At 64.1% G+C, this 25,487-nt stretch carries 18 protein-coding genes and 1 pseudogene; 7 read left to right on the top strand and 12 right to left on the bottom strand.

Features of this window, described 5'->3' with window-relative positions; genetic code table 11:
• Nucleotides 1–330: 330 nt before the first annotated feature.
• Entirely contained in the window at nt 331–2,625 is a 2,295-nt protein-coding gene (locus SH602x_RS15975) for an HYR domain-containing protein (RefSeq protein ID WP_479473258.1), read from the top strand.
• A 142-nt stretch (nt 2,626–2,767) separates the two neighbouring features.
• On the opposite strand, the gene SH602x_RS15970 is transcribed toward SH602x_RS15975, so the two are convergent.
• Together SH602x_RS15970 and SH602x_RS15965 are read right to left on the bottom strand one after the other, a co-directional pair.
• Nucleotides 2,768–3,052: a hypothetical protein gene (locus SH602x_RS15970; RefSeq protein WP_479473257.1), complete on the bottom strand. Its 285-nt coding sequence runs from the start codon at nt 3,050–3,052 to the stop codon at nt 2,768–2,770.
• Nucleotides 3,053–3,218: 166 nt separating this feature from the next.
• A complete protein-coding gene (locus SH602x_RS15965) occupies nt 3,219–4,124 on the bottom strand; it encodes a metallophosphoesterase family protein (RefSeq protein WP_479473256.1) in 906 nt (301 codons plus the stop codon).
• A gap of 135 nt (nt 4,125–4,259) precedes the next feature.
• Here SH602x_RS15965 and SH602x_RS15960 point away from each other — a divergent pair, with 135 nt between their 5' ends.
• The 6 genes and pseudogenes from SH602x_RS15960 to SH602x_RS15935 all read left to right on the top strand — a co-directional run bounded on the left by SH602x_RS15960 (nt 4,260) and on the right by SH602x_RS15935 (nt 10,518).
• Complete coding sequence (locus tag SH602x_RS15960; protein WP_479473255.1) at nt 4,260–4,823, top strand: alpha-ketoglutarate-dependent dioxygenase AlkB family protein; 564 nt, start codon at nt 4,260–4,262, stop codon at nt 4,821–4,823.
• Complete coding sequence (locus SH602x_RS15955; protein ID WP_479473254.1) at nt 4,820–5,239, top strand: DoxX family protein; 420 nt, start codon at nt 4,820–4,822, stop codon at nt 5,237–5,239. Before SH602x_RS15960 ends, SH602x_RS15955 begins: the two co-directional genes overlap by 4 nt.
• A gap of 9 nt (nt 5,240–5,248) precedes the next feature.
• Nucleotides 5,249–5,881: a DsbA family oxidoreductase gene (locus SH602x_RS15950; protein ID WP_479473253.1), complete on the top strand. Its 633-nt coding sequence runs from the start codon at nt 5,249–5,251 to the stop codon at nt 5,879–5,881.
• Nucleotides 5,882–5,901: 20 nt separating this feature from the next.
• Nucleotides 5,902–6,375 (top strand): NUDIX hydrolase, encoded by a 474-nt coding sequence (locus SH602x_RS15945; protein ID WP_479473252.1) that lies wholly within the window; start codon nt 5,902–5,904, stop codon nt 6,373–6,375.
• A 362-nt stretch (nt 6,376–6,737) separates the two neighbouring features.
• Nucleotides 6,738–7,205, top strand: a pseudogene (locus SH602x_RS15940) (cysteine hydrolase family protein); the annotation flags it as partial.
• Between the two features lie 538 nt (nt 7,206–7,743).
• On the top strand, nt 7,744–10,518 hold the full coding sequence (locus SH602x_RS15935) for an autotransporter family protein (RefSeq protein ID WP_479473251.1): 2,775 nt from the start codon (nt 7,744–7,746) through the stop codon (nt 10,516–10,518).
• A gap of 35 nt (nt 10,519–10,553) precedes the next feature.
• On the opposite strand, the gene SH602x_RS15930 is transcribed toward SH602x_RS15935, so the two are convergent.
• From SH602x_RS15930 to SH602x_RS15885, 10 genes are all read right to left on the bottom strand, one after another.
• Nucleotides 10,554–11,864, bottom strand: a complete 1,311-nt coding sequence (locus SH602x_RS15930; RefSeq protein WP_479473250.1) for an amidohydrolase family protein — start codon at nt 11,862–11,864, stop codon at nt 10,554–10,556.
• Nucleotides 11,861–15,109, bottom strand: a complete 3,249-nt coding sequence (locus SH602x_RS15925) for an amidohydrolase family protein (protein ID WP_479473249.1) — start codon at nt 15,107–15,109, stop codon at nt 11,861–11,863. Before SH602x_RS15925 ends, SH602x_RS15930 begins: the two co-directional genes overlap by 4 nt.
• Before the next feature lie 221 nt (nt 15,110–15,330).
• The gene (locus SH602x_RS15920) at nt 15,331–15,540 is read right to left on the bottom strand and encodes a hypothetical protein (protein ID WP_479473248.1); all 210 of its coding nucleotides are present in this window, start codon (nt 15,538–15,540) and stop codon (nt 15,331–15,333) included.
• Between the two features lie 449 nt (nt 15,541–15,989).
• Complete coding sequence (locus SH602x_RS15915) at nt 15,990–16,994, bottom strand: NAD(P)/FAD-dependent oxidoreductase (protein WP_479473247.1); 1,005 nt, start codon at nt 16,992–16,994, stop codon at nt 15,990–15,992.
• A gap of 33 nt (nt 16,995–17,027) precedes the next feature.
• Nucleotides 17,028–18,572, bottom strand: a complete 1,545-nt coding sequence (locus SH602x_RS15910; RefSeq protein WP_479473246.1) for an SDR family oxidoreductase — start codon at nt 18,570–18,572, stop codon at nt 17,028–17,030.
• Nucleotides 18,573–18,705: 133 nt separating this feature from the next.
• Nucleotides 18,706–19,605, bottom strand: coding sequence for a hypothetical protein (locus tag SH602x_RS15905; protein ID WP_479473245.1), 900 nt, complete (start codon nt 19,603–19,605; stop codon nt 18,706–18,708).
• A gap of 7 nt (nt 19,606–19,612) precedes the next feature.
• The gene (locus SH602x_RS15900) at nt 19,613–20,344 is read right to left on the bottom strand and encodes an SDR family NAD(P)-dependent oxidoreductase (RefSeq protein WP_479473244.1); all 732 of its coding nucleotides are present in this window, start codon (nt 20,342–20,344) and stop codon (nt 19,613–19,615) included.
• A gap of 367 nt (nt 20,345–20,711) precedes the next feature.
• Complete coding sequence (locus tag SH602x_RS15895; protein ID WP_479473243.1) at nt 20,712–21,062, bottom strand: hypothetical protein; 351 nt, start codon at nt 21,060–21,062, stop codon at nt 20,712–20,714.
• Nucleotides 21,063–21,401: 339 nt separating this feature from the next.
• Nucleotides 21,402–24,008, bottom strand: coding sequence for a DUF1588 domain-containing protein (locus SH602x_RS15890; RefSeq protein WP_479473242.1), 2,607 nt, complete (start codon nt 24,006–24,008; stop codon nt 21,402–21,404).
• Nucleotides 24,005–25,339, bottom strand: a complete 1,335-nt coding sequence (locus SH602x_RS15885; RefSeq protein WP_479473241.1) for a DUF1552 domain-containing protein — start codon at nt 25,337–25,339, stop codon at nt 24,005–24,007. Before SH602x_RS15885 ends, SH602x_RS15890 begins: the two co-directional genes overlap by 4 nt.
• Nucleotides 25,340–25,487: the final 148 nt, after the last annotated feature.

Here is a 25,487-nt window from a genome sequence, read left to right as displayed (position 1 = left end):
AATCGACGTTCGACAGGCCGGCGAGCGAGCCTACGCAGGCGCCAGCGATCCGCCATCAGGTTGCCCGCCGGCCGGGCCTCTGAAGAGACCGTCGGACCACGATCGCGAATTCAGGCCAATGACGTCAAAAGTCTCGTCACTTCTCCCTCCGTCCGTGTAACTACTTCTTGAGCCTTCTGCTCCTGGCAGCCTCCGGTCGTTCAACGTAGGTCGCCGCGGTCTCCCTCTGGAGGTCCGGGCATGGCCTGCTTTCACGGCTTCGCGGGGAGCTATTCCGGCTACAATCGCTGCATGCCTAAATTTCGATCCGTGGGCCAGAGACGTGCCGTCATGAATCGTTGGTTTGCAGTTTTAGCGTTCGCGGTTTGCAGCGGCTCAGCGTTCGCGCAAACGGCAGTTATCGAGAACTTGGGCTACCTCGACTCACGCATCCCGGAGGCAGGCCCTTTCGCCGTCTCTGGCGACGGCCAGGTCGTCGTCGGCGAGGCGGTCGTTCGTGATCCCGTAGGCGATCGGCTGCATGCGTTTCGATGGACGTCGGCCACAGGCATGGTCGACCTGGGGCTCAACGACATGCCTCCGTACGAGAGGGCTTCCCATGCTCAGGCCGCATCTGCCGACGGCTCGGTCGTGGTCGGTCACGGCGAAACCGACGAAGGAGCCTTCCACTCGTTCTATCGCGACGCGGCGGGCTCTATCTCGTCGCTCGCCCTCCTACCTAACATGGTCGAGAGCGTGGCCTACGGCGTCTCGGACGACGGCTCGTTGATCGTGGGCTGGAATAGAAGTTCCGGTCGAACGCGCCGGCCGGTTCTATGGGAGAACGGCGTTCCGCGAGACTTGGGCGCCTTCACTGCCGAAATCGACCCTTACACGTACGCCCGGGACATCTCCGGCGACGGCTCGACGATCGTCGGGATTTCGGTGAACGGCTCCTACCGCCGCGCCTGCATCTTCTCACGAACGGGCGGACCGCCGATCGACCTGGATCCGCTCTATGAATTCCCGGGCCACAGTTCCGCTCGCGCAGTTTCGCACGACGGAAAGGTCATCATCGGCTCGTCCGCTGCGACAGGCGGTTTCATCTGGACCGCCGCGGAAGGAATCGTCGCCCTGGAATCCCTTCCGACGACGTTCGAGCCGAGAACCAGCAGCGTCAATGGCCTCTCTGCTGACGGAAGAGTGATCGTCGGAGCGTCGAATAACGACGGTCTGACGGGCGGAGACGCCGCCATTTGGATCGATCGCGACGTGAGACAACTGTACGAGTACCTGGTCACCGAGTACGGCGCCGCGACGGTGACGGGTTGGACACGATTCGACTACGTTTTCGACGTGTCGGACGACGGGCGAGTCCTGGTCGGAATCGGAGCGCTGTCGACCGGAGAAGAGCATGTCCCGTTCCGAATCACGCTGCCTCCGAACTCGCCGCCGACGATCACGATTCCGGCGACGACGCTGATCGAGTGCGCCGGCGCACAGAACCTCGTGACCCTCTCCGCCAAGGCGATCGACGCCGACGCCCGCAACCGTCTGACGGTCACCTGGACGGTCGACGGCGCGGTTAAGAAGACGACTCCGAACGTCGTTCCGGGCGCGACGGCGTCCTTCGAGTACGACTATCCGCACGGCACGACCGAAGTCGGCGTGCAGGTAACCGACGGCGAAGCGTCAGCCAGCGCGACGACCAGCGTCACCGTCGCCGACACGAAGTCGCCCATCGTGATCGTCGTTCCGCCGGTCCGTGCCTACGTCGACCGCGGAGAGTTGTACGCGACTCGAAACCTGACGCCGCCCACCGTCCGCGACGTCTGCGACCCTAAACCGAAACTCACAAACGACGCTCCCAACGACAGACGTTATCCCCTCGGCGTCACCAAAGTCCGCTGGACCGTGATCGACGACAGCGGAAACGTCGCGACCGCCGTGCAGCCCGTCACGGTGCTGAATCGCAATCCGAAGGCGAACGCGGGTTCGAACGCCACCGTCAAAGCCCGCAAGCGAAGCGTGCGAGTGGCGCTGAACGGAAGTCGCTCGAGCGATCCGGACAGACACGCTCTTCAGTACAGTTGGAAGGCCAACGGCGCGTCGATCGCCGAGTTCCGTGCGCCCAAGACGTTCGGCACGTTCAAGGTCGGCAAAACGAAAGTCACGCTGACGGTGACGGACGAAGCCGGGGCGAAGGCGAATGACTCCATAATCGTCAACGTGCGGAGGGTCCGCAGGGCTCGGGCCGGCGCGTTGAATGCCGACTCTGCCGTGCGCGAGTCGTACGCCAGCGGGGCCAGGAGTTCCAGCCAGAAGAGCGGCGGCTCCTCATCCGCCGCCGGGCTGCAATTCGCGGCCTCTGCCTACGTCCTGGGAGCCCTTGCAGGCGACGATCTGGGAGCGATGGGCTCGCCCACGGCAAGCGATCTCGCCGCCTACGCCACGTTGCGTCATCAGCAGTCGACGACCTCGTATCTAGCGGGACAAAGTTTCTACGACTCGTTCGTCATCGGCGGCGACGAGAACGCTCTGTCCGCCAGCTTGCATGCCTACGCGGCAGGAGCGTATGCACAGAGCGATCTGGCGTCCATCGAGTTCGTGGACGCGCTGGCGGCTAACGTCGAAGAGGCGGAGTGACCGCGAAAGGATCCGTTCGCGTCAGGCGGTCACCCCGACAGCGCTCGACACGGCGTTAGAAGCAGTGGAGTTTTGACGTTCGCTTGGCTGGTAAGTACGCTCGCGATGCCGTAGGCGGCGACTGCGATAGCTGCGCCATCGCCTAGATCTCGAGGCCCATGGCCCTCAACATTCGAAACAGCGGCGCGTGCACGAACTCCGTACCGTCCTTCAAGACCGGAGGAAGATTCTGCCCGATGTAGCTGGTCCCGAGAACCAGTTCGTCGACCAGGATGGCCGCGAAGAACCCGAAGTAAAGGAATACGGGGAGCAGGATCAAGAAAGCTTCCGGCAGGCAACCGGCTGCATACGCTGAGGAGGACGGCTGACCGTCGCTCGGAATCGGCGGAGACGGTTTCGGCTCGATCAGTCCGGGATCGGCTTGCATGGCATCACCTTCGATCGAGAAACGTGCGCGTGGCCGTCTCCACAGTCGCCAGAGTCGGGCCCGAAGGCGAAGACTTCGCTCGTCCGTCTCGCTGTGCCGATCGAGCCCGAGCACGATGTCGTCCCTGCTGTGTAGCGGCGGCGGCGGCTTGGCCCGACAGCCTCTCTCACGCCTTCCGCTCCCACAGATGACTCTTCTGCTGACGGAAGCCTCGAAGGCTCATCGTGCCGTCAGGCCGGATCTCCAGCACGGAGTACCCATTGTTCTCGGCCCCTGAGCCCTCGACCATCGCCACGAGGGTGGTGTAGTGAATCCCGCCAATCTCCCGGTAATCGTTCTTGTGGCTGTGCCCCTGAAAGACGGCGAGCGCCTTGCCTGAGTCCTCCAGCGCCTTTCGCACCTCCGGAGCGTTCTTGACGCCGTGGTTGTCGCTCACGTCGAGCCGCTGGTGTGCGAACACCACTACCGGTTTACGGGTCTCCTTCAGGTCGGCTTCGAGCCACTCGATCTCGGCAGGCGGAACGTTCGGGTCGGTCCACTCGAAGTTCTTCCGGCCATACGGCTCGCCGTCGCTGCGGAAGCAGCAGTCGAGAATCACGAAGTGGAAGCCGTCCCGATCGAACGAGTAGTACGACCGTTCCTGGCCCACGCCGCCAAGGAACTCCTCCTTGGTCAGCGTGTCCACGCAGTGGTTGCCGAGGATGTAGTGACGATCCTCGGAGATAGCCGAGAACTCCTTGTTGATGCTGCTCAGCCAGCGTTGTTCCGTCTCGACCGAATCGGCGGCGTCGATCAGGTCGCCGAGTTCGACGACGAAGGACGGTTTTTCCCGCCCGAACTGCCCCGCTGCCTCGGCCAGCTTTCCGAGCGTCTCTCGGTAGTGACGCGACCCGGCGGGCGGCTTGTCTGCGTAGTGAAGATCGGTAATCAACCCGATGCGGAGTTTCGGCTCCGAATCCGCAGCGAAGAGTGGAGCCTGCGTCGTCGCAGCAGCCGCCAGCAGTAGCGTCCCGTTGCGTAGTACGGCCCGTCGTCCAAGATTGACGGTGGACTCAGGTTCGATCTCCTTCATCACCAGATTTCCGTGCGAGGATGGCTCGGCGTTCGACGAGTGCGACCAGTCTGAAACGGGCCGCCAGCCAATCTACAGTAACGTCTTCCTCTCCTTCGTCGGGCGTACTACCGTCTGAAAGCGTGGTTAGGACCAGTGCAGACCATCGAACTCACGGACGGCGGCATCCTCCACTACGACCACGCCTTCCTGCCTTCCGACCTTGCTGACCGGTACTTTGCCGAGTTGCGGGACCACTGTGCCTGGGAGCAGAAGCCGGGCATCTTCGGCCACATGCAACCTCGGCTGATTGCGTCCTACGGCGAGCCGGGGATCGTCTATCGGTACTCCGGCCAAGACTACGTGGCGCTGCCGTGGACGCCGACCCTGGTGGAGATCAAGGCGAAGATCGAAGCGGTCCAGGGTCGCTACAACTATTGCCTGCTGAACCGATACCGCAGCGGCCAGGACAGCATGGGGATGCACGCCGATGACGAACCCGAGGTAGGCAACGTGATCGGCTCATTATCCCTGGGAGCGACCCGGAGGTTTCGGATCCAGCACATCAGGTCGAAGGAGACGAGGAGCTTCCACGTCAGCCACGGCACGCTCATCGTCATGGCCGGGACGATGCAGCAGTTTTGGAAGCATGAAATCCCGAAGACTAAGGCCAACGTCTCGGAGCGGATCAACCTGACCTTCAGGAAGATCACCCCATGAACCGAACGAAGACCGCTTTCAAATTCCTCCTGGCGATCCTCATGGTCGGAGCGGGCATCACGCATTTCGTGAACCCTGGCTTCTTCCTGAAGATCATGCCGCCGTACTTGCCGCTCCATTTGGAACTGGTCTACCTGAGCGGCTGCTTCGAAGTCGCCCTGGGAGCGCTGTTGCTAGTTCCACGGTTTTCACGATTTGCGGCTTGGGGAATTATCGCCCTGTTGATTGCCGTCTTTCCGGCGAACATCTACCTGTTCCAAAATCAGGAGTTGGTGCCCGCACCGCCTATGGTGCATCTGCTCCGACTGCTGCTGCAAATCGTTTTGATCTTGTGGGCGTACTGGTTCACTAGGTCGAACGAGAGCCCCAGTTCGCAAGTTGTCGCCGGACGGTCGGCTCGACGTCGAGAAGCGTGAGGATGACGAATGAATCTGTCCGTCGAAGCGATCTCCGACGTGATCTGCCCGTGGTGCTTCATCGGCAAGCGACGTTTGGAGAAGGCCATTGCCGCTCTCGATACGCCTGTGAAGGTCCGCTGGCTCCCGTATCAACTCAACCCGACGATGCCGAAGGAAGGCATCAGCAGGCGCAAATATCGCACGGCGAAGTTCGGCAGTTGGGAACGGTCGATGCAACTCGACGCCCAAGTAGCTGCAACCGGAGAAGCCGAAGGCATAGACTTCGCTTTCGACCGGATCGAGCGTACTCCGAACACGCTCGACGCCCACCGTCTTATCTGGTTGGCCGAGACGGAAGGCGTTCAGGATGCCGTCGTGGAGGCGCTGTTCCGGGCCTATTTCACTGACGGACGAGACATCAGCAAACGGCAGACGCTTCTCGACGTAGTTGCCGAGGCTGGCCTCGATCAGCAGCGGGCCGAAGCCATGCTCTCTAGCGACAAGGGAACGGATGCGATCGACGAGGCTGGCGCCCAGGCACGGCGGCTTGGCGTGGACGGTGTTCCGTACTTCATCATCAACGGCGAGATCACGCTGTCCGGCGCCCAACCGCCCGAAGCATTCCTCGCAGCGTTCAAGCAAGCAACCGGCTCGACGTAGAAGGGATCAGGTCGGCGTTTATGCCTCGTGTCAGCGCCGGGTTGCTGATGTATCGCATTCACGAGGAAAAGTTGCAGGTGCTTCTTGCCCATCCCGGTGGTCCGTTCTTCAAGAACAAGGATGACGGGGCCTGGACGGTACCCAAGGGCGAGATCGAGCCGGGCGAGGACATGCTCGAAGCCGCCAAGCGGGAGTTCCACGAGGAAACCGGCGTCACGCCGACAGGCCCGTTCATCGAATTGACGCCGATCAAGCAGAAGGGCGGCAAGACCGTTCACGCATGGGCATTCATGGGCGACTGTGATCCGAGCGCCATCGTCAGCAACACGTTCTCGATGGAATGGCCTCCAAAGTCACGGCGGCAGATGGAGTTTCCTGAGATGGACCGGGCAGACTTCTTCGACGTGGCTGCGGCACGTCGAAAGATCAAAGCGGAGCAAATGTCTTTGGTTGAGGAGTGCGAGAGGATCGCATTGGGGAAACCGTCGTCTTGACCCAATGGACCCGTTGCGAGCCCCACTTCAGGATGCCGTACATTGCGATCATTCCCGGCTCATCCTCGATGCCCGGTCCCCGGCGCACGCCGCTCGAACTCTGGGCAGAGATACGTTTCTTCGACCGTCTCGGAGACGGTGGCCAGCACGTCTAAATAGGGGTCCTTTGCGAAGTCCTTCCTAGCAGAGAGGGCCAGATAGCCCGTCCTGTTCGCCCGGAAGCGAATCATGCTGCCGAACAGCCCGTGAACGGTAGCGCGCCCGACGACCGTCGCGTCGCGCTCTTGCTCGTCGACGTCATCAACCCGCTCGACTTTCCCGAGGCCGATCGGTTGCTTCGCTAAGCGGTCGACGTCGCCGAGCGACTGGCGAGACTGAAGGAGAGCGCGCGAGCGGCTGGCGTTCCGATCGTCTACGCCAACGACAACTTCGGTCGCTGGCGGTCCGATCTATCGGCCGTCGTCGAGCGATGTTCGCAGCCGGACTGCAAAGGTCGGCCGCTCTTCGATCGGCTGCGACCGGATGCTGAAGACTATTTCGTGCTCAAGCCGAAGCGCTCGGGCTTCTTCTCGGCCACGCTCGACACGCTGCTGGAGCACCTCGGCGTGTATACGCTCGTCATCGGCGGGTTCGCCGCCGACATCTGCGTCCTGTTCACCGCTAACGACGCCTACATGCGGGATTATCGGATCGTCGTCCCGAGCGACGGCATCGCGTCGAACGAAGCCGAAGACTGCGACGCGGCTCTCAGGGTCATGCGCCGCGTGCTGAAGGCGTCGTCGACTAGTCGGACAAGATGCGATCCTGGCTTCGAGCGGTTCGAATCGTAGCGTCATTCCTCGCGCAGGTTACGAATCCGTATCCGGCGTGTCCGAGAGTCGTGCTTCGAACCGAACCCTCTCGAGCGCCACATTCAGTGACTTCGACGACTCCGTCGCCGCCCGACAATGAATCCTCCGCCGATCGACGATGAGGAGATCTACAAACCGGTTTCTAGGACTCGGCGTGACCTCGGCAGTCGCCGATTGAGTCGATGAACGTGGAGCCTTCCGGATTGCCCAGGGATCCGCCCGTTAACTGATCAAACGCACGACGTCCCTGGAACAGCGAGGATAGATTCTCGGCAGACTCCGGCGGGCCCCCGCAAGAGTGGAGCAGGTCGAATTGCGACATCGAATGGCACGGCGCTCAAGGTGCGGTCGACGGATCGTCGACGTTGTCACTAAACGCCGCATGATCGGCGTCGCTTCCGGAATCCGCACTTTCGTGCACGAACGTCTGCCTGGCGAACTCTGACTAAACCGGATCGATCGGCGATCTCGTCTCGAGTCGGTTGGACACGCCCTGCGCCGTCCGAACTCCGTTCACATGGCGAGGACGTCGATGACGCGGGCAGGGCGTTTCGTGCAGGCGTGTTGGTTGGCGATAACGCTGGCGACCGGAAGCGGCGCGCTGGCGGCCGATCTCACGGTAATTACCAGCGACGATTCCGGACCCGGTTCGTTGCGCGAGGCGATGCTCGTCGCGCAGCCAGGCGATCGGATCGTCTTCGACGGAACGCTCGCCGGCGCCACGATCGCGTTGCAAAGCGACCTGCCGCCGATCGGTCAGAACCTTACGATCGACGGGTCGGCCGCCGCGAATCTCGCGATCGACGGCAATGACGCGCATCGGGCGTTCTTCGTCGATGCGGGAACCGTCGAGATCGCCTCGCTGAAGATCGCCAACGGTCGCGCCCAGGGCGGCGACGGCGGCACGAGCGGCGGCGGCGGCGGACTGGGGGCAGGCGGCGCCGTTTTCGTCAACAGCGGCGCCGCGGTTACGTTGTCGAGCGTCGAGATCGGCGGGAGCGAAGCCGCCGGCGGCCGAGGGGGCGACGCCGACTACAGCTACCGAGGTGGCGGCGGCGGCGGTCTTTCCGGCGACGGAGGCAACGCGGGCGTCGACGGCGGCGACGGCGGCGGACCGAACGGCGGCAGCGGGGCGCCCAACGGCACCGGCATCGACGGCGGCGACGGCGGATTCGCGAGCGGCGGCGGCGGAGGAGCCTTCTTCTTTGCCGGCGGCACGTCAGGAGGCGACGGCGGATTCGGAGGCGGCGGCGGGGCAGGCGGGGGAGGCAGCGGAGGAAACGGCGGCGTCGGAGGAAACGGCGGATTCGGAGGGGGCGGGGCAGGCGGCGGCGGGGCTGGCGGCATCTCGGGCCTTGGCGGCAAATACGGCGGAAACGGCGACCCAGGCATCGTCCCCGCGGGAGGCGGCGGCGCCGCCCTCGGCGGAGCCCTCTTCGTGAGAGAGGGAGGATCCCTCGTCCTGAAGGACACGAACCTCACCGACAGCGCTTTGATCGCCGGAGCGGGCGGCGTCTCCATCGAGGGAGGCGTCGGCGGAAACGGCCAGGCCCTCGGCGGCGCCATCTTCCTGCACAGCGAGAACCTCGGCATCGAAGTCAGCCAGGGCCGCACGGCGATCATCGAAGACTCGATCGCCGACGACTCCGCCGGGGGCGGCATCGCCAGCTCGCTCACGAAATCGGGCGAGGGCGAACTGATCCTCGGCGGCGCCAACACCTACGCAGGCATGACGACCGTCGACGATGGACGCCTGGCCGTGAACGGCAGTCTGGCAGGCGACGTGACCGTCGGCCCCAACGGCGAACTCGGGGGCAGCGGCACGATCGCGGGCAACGTGGCCAGCGCGGGTCGTCTCGCAGCCGGCAACTCGATCGGCACGCAGACCTTCGGCGGCACCCTGACGACCGGCGGCGACGTCGAGGTCGAAATCGACGACGCTGGCGCCGTGCCGGGCGTCAACAACGATCTCTACGACGTCTCCGGCGACGTGACCATCACCGGAGGCACGGTTCAGGTCGTCGCCGCGCCGGGAACGTACTCCGCCGGCACGCAGTACACGTTCCTCACCTACGGCGGCGTTCGCGCCGGAACGTTCGCGGGCATCGTCGACGACCTGTCGTTCTATGACGCGACGCTGTTCTACGACGACCCGGGTCAGGCGATCGGATTCGAACTGCTGGCCGTCGCGGCGTCGTTCGCGTCAATCGGCGTCACCGAAAACCAGATCTCTGCCGGCGTCTACCTGGACGTCGAGTCCGCCGGCGCGACGGGCGATCTGGCCGCGGCGATCGCGGCGCTGCAACTGATGATCGACGTGCGGATCCAGGCCGCGCTGCAGCAGACTGGCGGCGAAATCTATCCGACGCTCGCGAACGCGCAGCTGCAGCATACGAGCCGTAACCTGTCGCTGCTGCGGCATCGGCTGGCGATGAACCTGCCTTGCGAACGCGGCGACGAAACGCTGGGTTGGGTTCGCGGCTACGGAATGGGCGGTCAGGCCAGCGGCGACGGCAACGCGTCGGGCTTCGACTACGGACTCGGCGGTACCGAAGCGGGCGTGCAGCGCTGCCTGGGAGACGGGTTCGCCGCGGGCGCCTTCTGCGACTTCTCTTCGTCCAGCGTGACGCTCGACGACGTGGGGCAGAACGGCCAGTTCGAAAGCTATCAGTTCGGCGTCTCGCTGCAGCGCCTGGGCGACTACGCCTACACGCTCGCGCTCCTGGGAGGCGGATTCCAGAACTACGAGGTCGGTCGGTCGATCGATTGGATCAACCGCGAAGCCTCTTCGAAGTTCGACGGCACGCAGGCGTTCGCCTACCTCGAAGAAGGCACGACGTTCGACCTGGGCGGCTTTCTCTGGCAGCCTTACGCCTCGCTGCAGTACGTGCACCTGCGACAGGATGCGTTCGAAGAGACCGGCGCCGGCGCGCTGAACCTGATCGGCGACGATCTCGAAGTCGATTCCCTTCGGAGCGGCCTGGGCCTGTCGCTGGAGCGATCGTTCGCGACCGCACGCCATCGCTGGACGCCCATGGTCCGAACCAGTTGGATGCACGAGTTTCTCGAAACCCGCCAGTCCGTCAGTACGAGCCTCTCCGGAGTCGGTTCTGGCGCCGGCGCGGGCTTCACGACCTACGGCGCCAATCTGGGTCGCGACTGGGCGGTCACCGGCGCCGGCCTGCGGCTGGATCTGACGTCGAACGTCGCGCTCTTCGGGGGCTACGATCTCCAGTTCAACAGCCGGCAGACCTTCCACACCGGCAACGGCGGCGTGGAAATGACCTGGTGAAGCTGAGCGGGTACTACCCGCCAGGGCTGTCGATCCTATTTTCGCCCGTACTTGAGGTGGAGGCGCTTCTGCCGATCATTCAAATCGACTGGCCGTCCACCGATCCAGGCCTTCTCGACCGTGGTCGCAATCTCGAGTGGATCGCCGTCGGTAACGATCAGCGTGGCGTCCTTGCCGGGCGCCAGCGAACCGAGACGCTCGGCGACCCCGAGTATCTCGGCGGGCGATAGCGTAACGGCTCGTAAAGCCTCGTCGTGCGGCAGGCCGTACGCGACAGCCATCGCTGCGTGGTAGGGAAGGTTTCGAGCGTTCGACGCGTCGAAACGACCATCCCCTCCGATGCAGAATTTCACGCCCTGCGCACGCAGTCGCTCGGGAAGATCGTACGGGGCATCGTACGGATCGTCGTCGGACAACCGCAGCCGCAAGGTACCGGAAACGATCACGGGCACGTCGTAGCGTTTCAGGGTTTCGGCGCATTCCGGGGCGCCGTAACCGCCGTGAATGATGATCTTCAGCTTGCGCTCGACCGCGAACGCGATCGCGGACTCGATCGACGCCCGTTCGTCGGCATGGACCAGGATCGGCAGAGCGCCGTCGATGACCGGCAACAACGCCTCCAGCGGTCGATTTACAGGCTGATGTGCGGGATCTTCGGCGCGGGCCGTCCGGTACCGACTCGCCGCATCGAACAGATCGTTCAATTCTTCGAGTTCTTCGTCGCGGCGTTCGGCGAACTTCGCCGCGTCCTCGCCGCGCAAGCGCCGGGGCGTCGCGAATCGGGGCCAATCGATCACCATTGCGGCGGATCGAACGAGCGTCATTTCCTCCCAGTCCCATCCGTCGAGCGAAATCAGCCCGGCTCGGCCGGAGACGCGGCCTCCGGATGGAGCGCTAAGCGCGGTCAGGATTCCGTTGGATCGAGTCACAGGTATCAACTCGCTATCGGCGTTGATCGCGACGACGGCCTCGGCGTTCGGATTGAACTCGCCGGTTTCCGACTTATCGATCGTCGCACGAATCGAATCGATCTCGACGAGCCCGAGGTGACCGAACGCCTGAATCAATCCTGGATAGACGTGCTTTCCGGAGACGTCGACCTTCTGAACGTTCGCCGGCAGGTCGATCGTCGCGCCGAGCGCGACGATCTTCCCCTGATCGAACAGCAGCATGCCGTTCTCGATCGGCTGCGCGTCGATCGGGTGAATGGTCGCACCGACGAGGGCGATCGGTCGTTTCTGGGGAGCGCCCGGGATCTCTTCCGAGGCGCCCGCGATCGCTGCGACCGACAAGAACGCGGACACGAAACTCAGGCAAGCGAGCGAGGCCGAACGATTCGATTTCATCGGTTCGCTCCTTCGTGAGCGTGAGCGGAATGATCATGGTCCTGGTGATCGTGCTCGCCGTGATCGTGACCGCAAAAGCTGTCGTAGCGTTCCCAGTTGTCGGCTTCCTCCTCTTCGCGCTCGCCGGGTTTGCAAGGCTTCTGGCCGGACGCCAGAACCTTGGCGACGAGCGCGGCCTTGCGAGACCGAACGGTCGTGCGCAACTCGGCGTCTTCGACGCGATCGAAGTACTTCCGCCCGTCGATCCAGGTCTGTTCGGCTCGGGAGAACGCGCTGAGAGGCGGCCCGGTCCAGAGCGTCAGATCGGCCTGCTTGCCTGCCGCGATCGAACCGACGTACGCGTCGATTCGAAGTTGCCTGGCCGGATTGAGCGTCACGAACTTAATGGCCTCTTCCGGCGGCACGTCACCGTACTTCATCGCCTTGGCGGCCTCGACGTTCAGTCGTCGCGCGAGCTCGCGATCGTCCGAGTTGAACGAAACGCAGACGCCCGCGCGGTGCATCAGCGCGCCGTTGTAGGGAATGGCGTCCCAGACCTCGACCTTGTACGCCCACCAGTCGGAGAAGCTCGATCCCATGGCTCCATGTTCGGCCATCGCGTCGGCGACCTTATAGCCTTCCAGAATGTGCTGCAACGTTCCGACGGTGACGTGAAACTCGTCCAGAACGCGCAGGAGCGCCAGGATCTCGTCCTGACGGTAACTGTGACAATGGATCCAGCGCTTCCCTTCGAGAATCTCCGCGAGGGCTTCCTTCTCGAGATCGAAGCGGACGGGAAGGCCGGCGCCGGATCGGCGTCGTTCCGCCTGTTCGAGTCGATAGGCTTGAGCTCCCTGAAACGCGTCGGCGAACAGCTCCGGCACGCCCATACGAGACTTCGGATAGCGCGAGGTCGGCTCGTCCCAGTTGCTCTGCTTTACGTTTTCGCCGAGCGCGAACTTGATGCCGGCCGGCGCTTCGGCGAATTTCAGTCCTTCAGGAGTCGCCCCCCACCGCAGCTTCAGGACCTGGTTCTGCCCCCCGATGGGATTCGCCGAGCCATGGAGCACGTTGACCGTCGTGACGCCGCCGGCGAGCTGTTCGTAGATGGCCGGCTCGTTCGCGTCGATGAAGTCGGCGATGCGAACCTCGGCGGTGATCGCCTGGGTCGCTTCGTTCACTCCGCCGTCGGTCGCTATGTGCGAATGGCAGTCGATCAGCCCCGGCGTGAGGTGCATTCCGGAGGCGTCGATCACGTTCGTCCCCGACGGCGCCGCGAGATCGACGCCGACCGCCAGGATCTTGCCCGATCCGATCAGGACGTCGGCTTCCTCGAGGACGCCGCGCTCGTCGCAGGTCCAGACCGTAGCGTTCTCGAACATGGTCAGACCAGCAGATTCGGGCGACGCCTCGCGCCCGTACGCCATGAACGGATAGAGCGTGGGAAAGGATGACTTCGGGTCGAAATCCGCTGAAGGCTCGTCCGACTCCGACGTCTGCTCGGACGACTCGCCTTCGGCCCGTTCTTCGGCGTCGTCGGTCTCGTCGTCCGCTTTCGAATCTTCTTCGTCTCGCGAATCATCGCCGGCGTCCGGCGTCGACGACTCGGCTTTCTTCTCGGCATCTTCTTTCGGCTTCGGCGGATCGGTCCTGCTCGCCTTGAGGGACGAAGTCGATCCGTCGCTCCAGACGATTCGGCCGTCGATCGCCTCGGCAGTCTCCGATTTCGCGACGAAAACGAGCGACAGGAACGCGGGCCCCGGTCGCTTCCACGCTTGCCCGTCGAAGCGAGCGGTCAACGAAGGGCTTCGCCACGCGACGTCTTCGAGTTTCGGCGGATCCACTTCGCCTTCGATCGGGGGCCACGCGAAGAACTCCGCCGAAGGCTTCTTCTCGTCTCCCTCAATCAGCAGCGACATCGAGGGAAGCTTCGCACCTCCGGTCGATGAAATCTTCCAGGCGCCGGCGATTCCCAGATCGTTCTTCTCGTCGAACGCGAATCGTTCGCCGTCGATCCACGTTTCGACGATCTTCGTTTTCCTGGCGAAGAGATCGCCGTCGGCCACGACTAACGATGCGCGTTTGCCGGGTTCCACGCGACCGAGCGAGTCGTCCACGCCGAGCAGTTCGGCCGCCGTGGTAGTGAGTCCCGCGAGAGCCGCGTCGGCGGGAAGGCCCCGGTCGACCGCGACGCGGATCTGCTTCAGGAATTCGCCGACGTCTTTCAGGCCGGCGCTCGTGAAACAGATCCGCGCGCCCGCGGCGAAAAGTCGTGCGGGGTTTTCGGGCGCATGATCCCAGTGCATCAGCTCGGCGAGCGTCGCCGCCTCTGCGCCTTCCAGCGTCCGCACGTCAGGGGGCGCGGGAAAGGCGACCGGCAGAACGATCGGACGCTTCGTCGCCGCGATCTCGGCAAGTCGGCGATACTCGCGTCCCGATCCGAGAATGACCAGATTCAGATCGAACTCGCGTCCGTACGCGTCGGCCCGCAGGAAGTATTGTTCGTCGAGCCCTTCGGCGAGGAATGGTCGACGAGCGTCCCGCCAGTCGGCGAGGACCGTCAGCGAATCGTTCGGTTCCGGAGCGACGAGCGCCGAGTTCTCGGCGGCGACCTTCGTCGCTGCGGAGTGCCAATCCGCGTCGTACATCGCCTGACGGGCTAGTGCGACCGCGCCCATGGGCGACCGAGGGTAGGACGAACCGCTTCGATCGGCGGTGAGACGGACGTGTTGAAACGCCTCGTCGACCAGCAACGACTTGCCGGGCTCGGAATCGCCGAGCGTCGCGACGCAACTGACCCCTCTCAGAATCCCGCCCGTCGGCGCCGTCAGCTGGGCGACGAATCCCTGTTTTCGCAGCTTCTCTTTCGTCGCCGCGTCGTTGTCGAGGCTTTCCGCCGCATGCACTTCCGGCCGAATCGCCGAGTTCCAATACGGCGCGGCGGCAGTAGATTCGACGCGAGTCTTCGACTCGCAGTATGCGTCGATCAGGCCCGCATAGATCGTCTTCCCGGCCAGGTCGTGAATCTCGCAGCCGGGCGGAGCGACCAGTCCGGGTCCCACCGCCCGGATCTGTCCGGATTCGATCAGGACGTCCGCGTTATCCAGCGTCTCGCCGGGCGCGACGACGACCCGAGCGCCCTTCAACAGATGACGATCGACACGGACGTCCCGAAGGCCTTGCGGCTGCTCGGTCGAGGGCGGCCCGGCCGCGAGCGAAGCGATCGTCGCGACGGCGAACAACGCAATCAGCGAGCGTGGCGACAAGCGTCTGTACAAAACTCTCTCCTGCATCCGTTTCGGGCGTTCGCCTCCCCAGTCGATGGAGTGCGTCCACCGGCCGAGGGATCTTCGACGCGAAGGGCGTATCGCTAGCGAGACTCGAATCAAGGGAGAGGCGTTGTACGATAATCGGAGAGCTCGCTCGCAGCAAACGGCGGAGGTCCCGAGGCAGGCACTGAAGGTAGGCAGCCGCCGACCGTACCGACTCAACTTTCCAACGTTTGGAAAATGTTGCCTCCGGTATCCCTAGAAAGCGAGCGGTTTGGCCCCACGGTACGGTCCGCTGGCTGCGCGACCAGGGCGACATCTTCAGCGACGGCGAAGACGACCGGCAGTTCTTCATAACCGGCGCTTGCGTCGACGTGGCGGATCAGAAGGCGGGCGAAGCGAAGCTTCACGAGAGCCAGGCGAAGCACAAAATTCGACCTCGGCTCATCGCACGATACGACCTCCCGCGGGACGATTCTAATAACCGGTTTTGTGATCCGCTTCCGACCGTGTTCCTGCTGAATGGGCACCCTGCCCTGCCGTTCGGAACGCTGTACTGTTTTCGTACTGGTTTGCTTCTCTAACAGCATCAGGACGTGCCTGAACGACACTCCTCGCAACAGCTTGCGAACCGCTGCCTCCCGCGGTATTTATGAGACATGGACGTTGAAACCACGTCTCCGTCCGTTGAGGCCCCCACCGCCTTCGGAACCGAAGGTTAGTGGGTCGAGCCCACTGGGGTGTATCTCAAGCCGCCCTGCGAATCGTCGCGGGGCGGCTTTTTCGTTGGACTCAGGGCGATTTGTCGACGTTTCTTCAAAGTCCGAAGGGCGATAGGGTGGCGGATAAGCCGCCTTTTGTGGCCGATAAGGAATTCTCAGGCTGTGGATGCGTTCATGGCGATCGCTGCTTCAGCGAGCGCCTTGCCGCTGAGGAAGGCGCCTTCCACGCGGGGACCGCCGCACCAGTCTCCGCAGGCGCCTAGATTCGAATCGCGGTCTAGCAGATAGCGCTCCGGCAGCGGATCTTGAGGCAACGCGTATCGCCAGCGATGGGCTGTCACGAATTCATGCGGTTGCGAAGGTCGCGCGATCGATCGCCAGAACTCCGCGACAAGATCCGCGGCGACCGACTCCGCGGAATCCTCCAGGCGGTCGCGAGACCACGACGGCGAAGCATGCAGCGTCCAGCAGTCCGACGCATGACGACCGGGCTTGCTGGAATTCCGTGCTATCCAGGTCAGCGACGAATCGTGGACGAAGGCCGCATCGAACGGAGTCTCCACGCGCTCGCGAAGTTGCAGCAGCACGGCCCAGCAGGGATCCATCGTGACGTTCGAGAGCGCTGTTTCGATGGCAGCCGATTGGTTCGCGAATAGCCTCGCCGTCTGCGGCGGCGGCGCCGTGGAGATCAGCAAATCGAAAGGCCCATGCCGGTTTCCTTCGGTATCCTCGACCAGCCAAGCTCCGTCGGAGCGACTGATGCGTTCCGCCGTAACATCGGTTCGTACGTCCAGACCCGCTGCCAGCGATTTGGCGATCGCGTTCATTCCCGGAACGCCGACGTACCGTTCTCTCGGCTCGTGGAGATCGGTCGCGAGTCCCTGGTTCAAGACGACGATCCGCACTGGCCAGAGACCTGCCGCGCCCTCCTCGCGCCATCGCTTCACAAGCGAGTCGAACGCCGGATCGCGGACCGTGAAATACTGCGCACCATGATCGAAGGCGCCCCCTGAGTCGGTCCGGCGAGTGGCCATGCGACCGCCGACGCCGCGCGACTTTTCCAGCGTCGTCACCTGAATGCCGGAACCGCGCAGGTCTCGAGCGCAGGCCAGTCCCGCGATTCCGGCTCCGATGATTCCTGCGGTTCGGAAGTTCGACATTCGTTGTTTTCCGGGGACGGGCGCCGTCGCGACTTATCTCGACGGTTCGCCGGATTCGTGAGCGGGGATCGACGCGAGGCATCCCTGCGGCTTCCCGGCGGTCGCTTCGGGCACGACGTCGCGAGGCGGCGCCGAGTCGCGATCCGACCGCTCGACGGCGCGGCCCAGGTTCCGCAACATGCCGGCGAACACGAACTGATGCAGCGGAGAGATACCGTACCAATAGGCCAGTCCGGCCAGGCCCAGGGGATCGAAAATCGCCGTCTGGCGAATGCTGCTGCCCTGCTCGCACGGAGTGACCTCGAATTCGAGCCAGGCGCGTCCCGGCAGTCGCATTTCGGCGCGCAGTCGCAAGCGACGCGGCGGGTCGTAGGCTTCGACGCGCCAAAAGTCGAGCGCATCGCCGACATGCAGGCGCTCCGGATCGCGGCGGCCCCGCCGCACGCCTACGCCGCCGACGATCAGATCCAAGAAACCGCGAAGCGACCACAACCAGTTTCCGTAGTACCAGCCGGTCCGACCGCCGATCCGACGGATCGGTGCGAACGCGCGATCCGGCGGAACGGCGACAGTGATCGTTCGCGAATCGACGAGTCGGGAACCGAATCGAGCGCCTCCCCAGTCGCGTGCAGCGCCCGCCGACGACAAGGCGTCCGACCAACTTGTTTCGGCGAACTCGCGGTCCTCGTTCGCCAGCGCCCGGGCGATGGCTTCGCGAAGCGAGCGAGGCCGAACCGGAAAGGTTTTAGCAGCCAGGTTGTTGGAAAGGAGCGTCGGGTTCCGGAGGCTTTCGACGAGTTTCCTGCCGACCCGGGCATACAGCGGCGTTACCAGGCCGAGCCACAGGCTGGAAAGATACGGCGTCAGCAAGGGAACGGGAATCATCCACCGCGAGAGGCCTCGTTGGCTCGCGTACTCATGCATGATCTCGCCGTACGAGACCTGATCGGGTCCGCCGATTTCGTAGACCTGAGATGAGCCCCGCGGCAGATCCAGAGCCGCCAGCAGGTAGGACAACAGATCCTCTACGGCGATCGGTTGAGCCTTCACCTGAACCCAGCGCGGACAAATCATGACCGGCAGTCGCTCCACGAGCGCGCGGATCATCTCGAACGAGAGGCTGCCCGAACCGATCACGATGGAGGCGCGGAACTCGATGATCTCGGGGTGGTGTTCCCGCAGAACGTTTCCAGTTTCCTGGCGACTGCGGAGATGCTTCGAGAGCTTTTCGTCAGGGTTTCCGAGGCCGCCCAGGTAGATGATTCGCTGCACGCCGGCAGCTGCCGCCGCTTGCGCGAAATTCGCGGCTGCGATCCGGTCCTGCTGCTCGAAGTCGCGGTTCGCGCCCATCGAGTGCACGAAATAATAGGCCGTGTCGACTTCGGCGAGCGCTTTGGCGAGCGACTCGCGATCCAGTACGTCGCCGGCGACGATTTCCGTCGTCGCGTTCGATCGGTCTTGGAGCGCCTCGGGGCGACGGGTCAGACAGCGAACTCGGATACCGCGATCCTGCAACGCCGATAAGAGTCGCCCGCCGACGTAGCCGGTGGCGCCGGTCAGCAGGATCAGTTCTGGCACGCGACGTTTCCTCGAAGATGGTTCCGTTCGTTCCCGACTGCCACGCTCGCGAGTTTCGGAGAACGCAGCAGGAGCGGCCGCATCGACGATCTCGGACCGGATACCTATCGACGATCCCGAGCGGCGAATCTCGTCAGGATCTGCGCCGCCGCAAACCGACGGCAAATGAGCGGAGCGCTTCCAGCAGCGCGGCGATCGGCGCCAGGATCAGCGACCCGGCGGCGACGAGAAGGACCGTTCCGACCCAATCGACGTCGAAACGGGCACGTCCGTCGATCGTTTGCCGCGTCGCGAAGACGAGAAAAAGAACTTGAGACCAGAGCGCCGCGCGAACGAGCCAGGCGGAATTCGGTACGCGCAGCTTGTGCAGCATCCAGGACAGAAGAGGCAACGTTTGAATCGCGTGCAGCGCCGCTCCGTGCGGGAACTTTAACGCGCCGGCAGGTCCCCAGACCTCAGGCGATCTGCCCGCTCGCAAGTTCGTCTCTCCCAGAACCGTTACCACGATTCCGAGTCCGCAGGATAGCGTGAGCAGCCACAGGCCTCCGCGCAAGGCGATCGCACGCGAAGCGTCCATCGGCGGGAGCCGGAGGGACCGCAGGGTCAGCCACACGATGCCGGCGGTGACGAACAGAATCAACCCCAGCATGGTCGATTCCACGGCTGCGTCGAGGGTCGTCGCGCGATTGAAGTGCGAGGGAACTCCCCGCCACTGCTGTACGGTGATCAGTCCGACTTCAAGCAACAGGCCGCCAGCCATTGTCACGGCCGTCAATCGATCCAGCCGATGGGGATGAAGCTGGGTCAAGACCCAGGCGATCGACCAGGCCGTCAATCCTGCAGAAACGCCGAAGAGCGCCGGTTTCCGAAGCGACAGCGGACCGTTCCACTCCGCTCCGGTCAGCGCCATCCACGCCAGGTGAAAAATGCCGCTCCCGAGCAGAAGGGCGCCGATCCACAGGGCGGGCTGAAAGTCCGTCAAGCGATCGATGCGCAGGCATTCCTCGGCCGGGCTCTTCGCGAGCGATGTCATGCGGGTCTCATCTGCGAGGCAGCACGCGCCCCAGTCCGCCGTCGACGCCGATCGCTTGGCCGGTGATCCAGTCGTTTTCGGGATCGACCAGCCACGTCGCCAACGAGGCGATCTGTTCAGGCTCGCCCAGCCGTCCTAACGCATGCATCGCGGTCGAGGCTGCGGCAGCGGCGGGATTCTCCCAGATGCGGCGCGTCATGTCGGTGCGGACGAGTCCCGGACTGATGACGTTGACGCGTATGTTGTGCGGAGCGTAGGTCGCCGCAGCCGAGCGAGCCAGGCCGATCACGCCCGCTTTGGCGGCGGCGATCGCTTCGTGATTCTGAATCCCGACTTCCGCAGCGGCCGATGCGAAGAGCACGATCGACCCGCCGCGCTCGCGAAGGAGCCTGGCCCCGGCGCGAACGGTCGCGAAGGCCGAGAACAGGTTGGTTTCTATCGTCAGTCGGAATTCGTCGTCGGTAGTGGCGTGCGCTGGCTTAAGCAATACGGACCCGACGCAGTTGATAAGACCTCCCAGACCGCCGCTCGATTCCGTCGCCTGCTTCAGGGCATCCTCCAACGGCTGAGTCGCGCTGAGGTCGACCGTCACGAACGGCTGGCCCAACTCGGCGGCGAGGAGCGAGAGCCTTTCGCTGTCGCGACCGACCAACAGCACGCTCCGACCATGGCTGACCAGGCGGCGGGCGATCGCTCCGCCGACGCCTCCCGTAGCTCCGAGGATGGCGATACAGTCCATGCGGCTTTCCTGAAGATTGATCTTCGATCGGTAATCGCGTTCGGTCTGTCGGCCCTCCAGCGTGTACGCCCCGATGCACGCATCGCGTTACAGCCCGCGGGCCCCGACCCGATCCCAATGCACGGCGACCGTCCTGTCACCCTTCGTTGCCTGAACTTGACTGCAATCGGCGATCGTTCTCGAAACGATCCCACCGCTCCGACAAGTCTCTCGATCGCTTTCGCGAACGCGGAACTGTTTTCCGCCGGCAGCATGTGCATCGATGCGGATCGAGACTTCGTCCACGGCTGCGACGTCGAACGCCCGCTCGTCAATCGACGTCATCTTGCTCCAGCTCCGAGATGGGTACTGCTCTTCGGGGGACTTGTTAACCGCCAACCTTAAGAAAACTCGTGCCCAGCACGCGAAACTGATCGACCGGATCGTCACGAGGTTGAAGAGCGTGCCGGAGGGAAGCGGCACGATGTTCGACAACACCGTACTGCTTTACTTCCCGGACAACGGCGAAACGCACCATCGTCAGGGCGCAGAATGGCCGTTCGTCGTTCTCGCCGGTCGAAACGCCGAAATCGACCTGGCTCTCCGGTATGTCCGGCTGCCGAAGTACGGAGACGACGGCCATACGACGCTCGGCAACTGGTACACGAAGCTGCTCAACGCTTACGGCCGCTTGATCGAACACTATGGAGCTCTCGATCCCGGTCTCGTCGAGGATCATACCGGTCCGATCGAGCGCTTCCTCGCGTACGGCGTAAGAGTCGCCGCGGAGCCAAGTTTTCGCCTCATTCCTGCGATAGAGCGTTCCAGGATCCGATCGACGGCTCGCGTCGGCGTCGCTTTCCCGACAGTCAGGCGCCTCGCGAACGTGAGCCGAAAGTCGCGAGCGAAATCGGAATCCGCCGCGTCGTCAGGCGGCGTACCATCGCGTTCGCCGTTCGGCTCGCCCTCCTCAAGCTTCGACGCGATTGGGAGGCTGGCCGTATAAACGCAGCCTCCGAACGTTCGACAGACGCCAAGCTGCGCCGCCCGAAATCGGCCCCCCTTTTCGCAGGGGAACTCACAGACCCGCTGCCTGAGGCGCCTCGTCCCGCGTCCTGTACAGAAACGCGTCCGACGTCAGCAGCGAGACGAGCAAGGCCCGCATGCTGCCGCCGCTCTCTCGATACGCCTGATGAGCTGCTTGAAGGACGGGGGCGTCGTGAAGCGTTTCGTTCCGCCCCATCCAATAGCGAAAGGCGTGTCGGACGAAGACCTGCTCGGCCCGCTCGCTCTTGGCGATCTTGCGGATCATCTCGAGCGCGTCTGCAACCTCGCCGTCGAGTTCGGGGGCTCCGGAACCGACGATCTCGCCGGAGGCGTCCACCGGCTCGCCGAGTTCGGTCGTGCGGTAGAGGCCCGCGTGGTTGTACATTTCGAACGGGAGCCCAAGCGGGTCCATCTTTTCGTGGCAGGTCCAGCAGTAGTCTTCGCGCGTGACGCGCATCCGTTCCCGCAGCGTGCTTTGCGGTTCGTCGGGAAGCATGGCATCGACGGTGATCGGCACGTCGGGAATGCCGCCGCCGAGGAGTCGTTCGCGGACCCACCGTCCGCGGCGGATCGCATGGTTGTCCATTGCGTCGGAATGCGAGACCAGCCAACTCGGGTGCGTGAGGATGCCGAGCCGTTCCCCTTCCGGTGCGACTGCGAGCGTCCGCTCAGGCTTCAGCGATCCGGCGCCGAAGCTGCGACGTCCCACCCGCGCATAGAGCATGGGTCCTGAGAGATCCGCTTCGGCGACGGCAGCGTCGACGCCCCGGCGCCCCGGCTTCCGAGCAGCCTCGTTCTTCAACCGGTCTCGCTCCTTCTTCTTCTGCGCGAGCGACCGCTCGAGCCCCTTCGCATCGGCGGCAGTCCGAAGTCTCGCTTCCAGTTCGGCGACTTCCCGTTCGGCAGTCTCGATCTCCGCGGCGAGTCGCTTCTCGGTCGCGGCCGCGACCCGTTTCGCTTCCTTCTCCGCGGCCATCCGTTCTTCGTCCGTGCGCAACCGACCGAAGTAGAGCGAATCCGCGGACGTCGCGACGACCTCGTCGGTCGTCAGCAGCCGTTTGAGCACGTCGCGATCGTCGGCGAGGACTCGTTCGATCAACCGGTCGGAGCTCGCCGCGGCGTCGAACATAGCGCGGTAGTGCGCATCTCCGCGATCGATCACGCCCGCCTGGGCAAGAGCCCGCGTATCCTTGCAAACGTATCCGCCGCGGTCGTAGTCGAAGTAGTCGCGGAAGAATTGCAGGATCCGCGGCTTGCGAACCGTCTCGTCGGCGAGCATCCGTTCGACTTCGCGCCGCACGTCTTCGCGAGTTCGCATCCGGCCTTCGAGCACGGCGGTTCGGAGCGACTCGTCCGGTCGAACGTATCGCAGCGCGTGATTGACGGCGAGGCCGAGTTCCCAGCCCTGCAGCATCGCGCGACCATACTCGTCCGGCTCTCCGTAGTCGACGAGTTCCGGGCGGAACAGGGCGTCGCGGTCGAGGAAGACGGCGGAAAGCCCGAGGACGGCGCCGTCCTCCCTTCCGAGCCGTTCGACCGAGTCGCGAACGATCGCAAGGTAGGCGTCAGACTCTACGTCGGTCGGAGGACGAAACGTCAGCGCCTCGAACAGATAATCCGACGACGACCGCAGCGACTCGTCGGTGATTTCTTCAGCTTCGAACAGATCGATGACCGGCGTCAAAGGTCGGACGGTTTTCGTGCTGTAGACGATGCTGGTCGGCAGGCCGCGCAGGTCGCCCTTCATCTTATCGGCGATCGATTTGGGATCGTCAGTGATCTGGTACGGTTCGGCGATCGAAAGCGGCCCGACGGCCATGTAACGAAGGACGTCGCCCGCCATTCCGAGGATCTGCGTCGCCTCCGCGCTGTTGACCGTGGTCAAGTCCGGGTAGTTCTTGAGCCCGTGATCGCGAGGTGACGAGAGCGCCGCGGGCACGCTCTTGACCGCCGTCGCGTAGGCGACCGTTCCGCCCTGCCATTGGAGGATGCGGTCGACGCCGAAGTAGAGCTTCAACTCGCCCCCATGGTTCGTCGGCACGGCGTCGCCATGGGCGCGAAGGCCCGGCTTTTCGGGATCGTGGGCGGGCTCCGTATTGATCAAGTCGTTGAGCCGGGTGATGTGCTCGTCGGGAGTCAGCCGCCAGAGCCGAGCCGGCGAAGAGGTCGGCACGAGTCGGACGCCTGGAGGCAACTTCCCGAAGAGCAAGTCGTGATCGACGAAGTTGCCTTTGTCGGGATCGCGATGATCCTGGAAGCCGCCCTTGTCGCGCATCGCGTCGGTCAATTCGCCGACTACCCAGTCCGTGAATCGCAACCGCTCGACGACGCCAGGTTCGCCCGTCTCCGGCGGCGGCATCTCTTTCAAGGCGACCTGAGCCCAGACCGACTTCCAGATCGCAGCGTTGACCTCGTCGACCGGACCGAGTTCGGTCAACGACAGACCGCCTTCGGGCGCGGAGTCCGCGTCGCCGTGGCAATCCGCGCAGTGATTCGTCAGAAACGGTCTGGCGAACTCGTCGAACGACGCGTCGACCGGTCGGCCGGGAACGAACGATTCTCCGGGCTCCGCAGCGATCGAAAAGCCGGCGAAAAACCAGAGCGCCAGCAGCGCCGACGCGGCTGCGAGCCGAGTCACGCGAGGGCCTCCCGCAGCGGGCCTTCGCCGGAATCGAACTGGCGAGCGATCTGGTCGCTCATGTTGAAGCGATCGACGTTCTCGCCCGCAGCTCGCAGAAGGGCTGCGTACAGCGAGTTGATCGGACGTTTTCCGTCGAGTTGCGTGAAGCGTCCGGTCTTGATCGCGCCGTCGAAGTCGCCGATCAGCATCACCGGCCAGTTCCCCCCGTTGGTGTGCTGGCTGTCGGCGTTGTTGCTCGTGTAGACGATGAGCGTATGGTCCATCATCGTGCCGCTTCCCTCCGGGACGGATTCGAGGGATTCGACGATCTTCAGCAGCATGCGGCTGTTGTACTGCCGAATCTTGATCCAGATCGGATTCTCGGGCTGCGTCATGTGCCCGAGGTTATGCCCTTGCTCTTCGACGCCGATGCCCTTCCAGGCCCCGAAGATCTCGCCGCGGCCCGACCCGATCGTCAGCGTGCTGGTGATCCCCGAGGCGAGGGCGGAGATGCCGAGGTCGAGCAGGCGGTCGTGCCAGTCGGTCTCGAACTGCGGTCGGGCGTAGAGATCGTCGACCTGCGGGGCGTGCCGACGAAGTCGATCGGCGACCGTTTCGAGCCGGTCGCGGAGGCCGTTCACCTCGCGGAAGCCTTGTATGTACTGGCCATAGCGTCGTTTCTCGGCGGCGGGGAGGTCGCCGCTCTTCGCGCTGGCGAGCGACTCGACCTGGGTCATCACGTCGGCCGCGGCTTCGTGCTGCCGGCGGATCTCTCCGGAGGCGATGCCGCCGTAGAGCATCTGGTAGAGGTGGTTCGGGTTGGAGTGCATGAAGATCGGCTGGCCAGCTCCGCTCGCCGAGAGCGTCGCGATCGTCGGCTTGGCCTTCATGTTCTCGAGGGAGTCCATGCCGATGCAAAGGTGCGGCAGCAATGTCTCGGGCAGAACGCGGCTCAGCTCGTAGTCGATCGTCGATCCGCTCGGCGGCACGCCGTCACCGCCGCGATAGCCGCCAAGCGCGCCGAAGAAGGCGCTATGCGAGGGCGACGTGTGCAGGCCGTGCAGGCCGTTGATGATGTGCAGACGCTCCTTGATCGGCTCCAGCGGGCTGATCGGCTCGGGGAGCTTGACCCCCGCGAGCGAGCCGCTCATCGTCATCCCTTCCGGTACGCACGTCTTCGGATCGAAACCCTGGTTCTGCAAGAAGAAGACGATCCGCTTGAGAGTCTTCGCAGGGGCCTTCAGCCCCGCGGCGGGCGAGGCGAGCAGACGCTCGGAAGCGAAGGGAAGGCTCAACGCGCAGCCGGCGCCGGCTGCGACTCCCCGGAGCATGGAACGACGGCTGAGCATGGCGATGCCGCGGCGGCGAGAATTGGAGCGGGTTACGGGCGGAAGCGCTCCTCCATCATATCAAACGCCTTAAGTGACTGTCCGACAATGGCCGTCGGACTTGTCGCCGCTCACGCGAAGCGGGGGGCGTCGGACGATTCCGTCGGTG

Source organism: Lignipirellula cremea, assembly GCF_056501455.1.
This window is presented reverse-complemented; position numbering and strand designations above follow the sequence as displayed.

Bases quoted from the DNA above. Each gene is read 5' to 3' on its own strand.
- SH602x_RS15975 (WP_479473258.1), top strand. From the start codon at position 331: ATGAATCGTTGGTTTGCAGTTTTAGCGTTCGCGGTTTGCAGCGGCTCA.
- SH602x_RS15970 (WP_479473257.1), bottom strand. From the start codon at position 3,052: ATGCAAGCCGATCCCGGACTGATCGAGCCGAAACCGTCTCCGCCGATT.
- SH602x_RS15965 (WP_479473256.1), bottom strand. From the start codon at position 4,124: ATGAAGGAGATCGAACCTGAGTCCACCGTCAATCTTGGACGACGGGCC.
- SH602x_RS15955 (WP_479473254.1), top strand. From the start codon at position 4,820: ATGAACCGAACGAAGACCGCTTTCAAATTCCTCCTGGCGATCCTCATG.
- SH602x_RS15950 (WP_479473253.1), top strand. From the start codon at position 5,249: ATGAATCTGTCCGTCGAAGCGATCTCCGACGTGATCTGCCCGTGGTGC.
- SH602x_RS15945 (WP_479473252.1), top strand. From the start codon at position 5,902: ATGCCTCGTGTCAGCGCCGGGTTGCTGATGTATCGCATTCACGAGGAA.
- SH602x_RS15935 (WP_479473251.1), top strand. From the start codon at position 7,744: ATGGCGAGGACGTCGATGACGCGGGCAGGGCGTTTCGTGCAGGCGTGT.
- SH602x_RS15930 (WP_479473250.1), bottom strand. From the start codon at position 11,864: ATGAAATCGAATCGTTCGGCCTCGCTCGCTTGCCTGAGTTTCGTGTCC.
- SH602x_RS15915 (WP_479473247.1), bottom strand. From the start codon at position 16,994: ATGTCGAACTTCCGAACCGCAGGAATCATCGGAGCCGGAATCGCGGGA.
- SH602x_RS15905 (WP_479473245.1), bottom strand. From the start codon at position 19,605: ATGACATCGCTCGCGAAGAGCCCGGCCGAGGAATGCCTGCGCATCGAT.
- SH602x_RS15900 (WP_479473244.1), bottom strand. From the start codon at position 20,344: ATGGACTGTATCGCCATCCTCGGAGCTACGGGAGGCGTCGGCGGAGCG.
- SH602x_RS15895 (WP_479473243.1), bottom strand. From the start codon at position 21,062: ATGATCCTCGACGAGACCGGGATCGAGAGCTCCATAGTGTTCGATCAA.
- SH602x_RS15885 (WP_479473241.1), bottom strand. From the start codon at position 25,339: ATGCTCAGCCGTCGTTCCATGCTCCGGGGAGTCGCAGCCGGCGCCGGC.